This is a genomic window from Amycolatopsis iheyensis (genome assembly GCF_024703995.1).
Classification (GTDB): domain Bacteria; phylum Actinomycetota; class Actinomycetes; order Mycobacteriales; family Pseudonocardiaceae; genus Amycolatopsis; species Amycolatopsis iheyensis.
In genome coordinates, this window is the sequence record NZ_JAMXQV010000071.1 from 1 (window position 1) to 1,462 (window position 1,462).

The 1,462-nt window shown below is 66.7% G+C and carries 1 protein-coding gene; it reads left to right on the forward strand.

Translation table 11 applies throughout. The features are described 5' to 3' along the window. The first annotated feature begins 228 nt into the window (after nucleotides 1-228). Complete coding sequence (locus tag M8542_RS49760) at nucleotides 229-1,443, forward strand: IS110 family RNA-guided transposase (RefSeq protein WP_257927449.1); 1,215 nt, start codon at nucleotides 229-231, stop codon at nucleotides 1,441-1,443. Nucleotides 1,444-1,462 lie beyond the last annotated feature (19 nt).

The window sequence follows — 1,462 nt, forward strand, 5'->3', positions numbered from 1 at the left end:
CATGGTTCTCCATAAGATTGTTGGTGTTCAGGACGGGATGTTCTGGATGCCCAGGGCGATGGGGTGTGGCTGATGGTTTTCTGCCCCGTCAGGTGGCTTACGAGGAGTGGCCGCCCTGTCGTTCTGGACGCCCTGGCCGCTGATTGAAATCTGCGCTCGGTCGCTGTTTATGGAGATGCAGGCGGGTCGTCCACGGGGTTGATCCGGGAAGACAGGAGGACCGGCCGGATGGCCGTGGGCAAGATGTGGGTAGGCATCGACGTCGGCAAAGGCTTCCATCACGCGTGCGCGGTCGACGAGGCCGGGAAGATCGTGTTCTCCCGGAAGGTCGCCAACGGACAAGCCCCGATCGAACAGCTGATCACCCGGACCACCGCGAAAGCGTCCGAGGTGGTGTGGGCGGTCGACATGACCTCCGGCGCGGCGAGCCTGCTGATTACCCTGCTGCTGGCTACCGGGCAGCCCGTGGTCTACGTCCCAGGCCGACTGGTCAACCGGATGGCCGGCGCGTTCGCCGGTGAAGGCAAAACCGACGCCAAAGACGCCCGCACCATCGCCGAAACTGCCCGCCTGCGCGGCGATCTCACCCCGATCACCAGCCCCGATACGGTCGTGACCGACCTGCAGATACTCACCGCGCGGCGGGAAGACTTGATGGCCGACTGGGTCCGCGGGGTCAACCGGATCCGTGAACTGCTGGCGAGTATCTTTCCCGCGCTGGAGCGGGAGTTCGACTACTCCACCCGCTCGGCGCTGGTGCTGCTCACCGGCTTCCAGACCCCCGACGGCATCCGCGCGGCCGGGGCAGCCGGTCTGTCGGCCTACCTGGCCGAACACGGTGCCTGGGCCAAGGGCATCCCGTCCATGGTGGACAAAGCCCTGGCGGCTGCGGATGCGCAAACCGTTGCCCTGGCAGGAGAATCGGTGACTGCGCCGCTGATCGCCCGGCTGGCGCGGCAGCTTCTGGAGTTGGACCGGGAGATCAAGGATCTGGGTAAGCAGCTTGGTCAGAGGTTCGCCGAGCATCCCGATGCCGGGCATATCACCAGCCTCGACGGGTTCGGTCCGGTCCTGGGGGCTCAGCTGCTGGCCGGGACTGGCGGTGACCTGCAAGCCGCGTTCCGCAGTTCGGCGCATCTGGCGGCCTATGCCGGGTTGGCGCCGGTGCCGCGTGATTCCGGGCGGGTGCGGGGCAACCTGCACCGCCCGACCCGCTACCACCGTGGGTTGCGCCGGGTGTTCTACCTGGCCGCGTTGTCGGCGATCAAACGCCCCGACGGTCCCTCCCGGGCTTTCTACCTGCGCAAACGAGGTGAGGGGAAACGGCACACCCAGGCGTTGATCGCCCTGGCCCGCCGCCTGGTCGACGTCATCTGGGCACTGCTGCGCGACGGCCGTGAGTTCCATCCCTCACCACCGGTCACAGCCGCAGCTGGCGCTTGACACGATCATTGAAACTCCT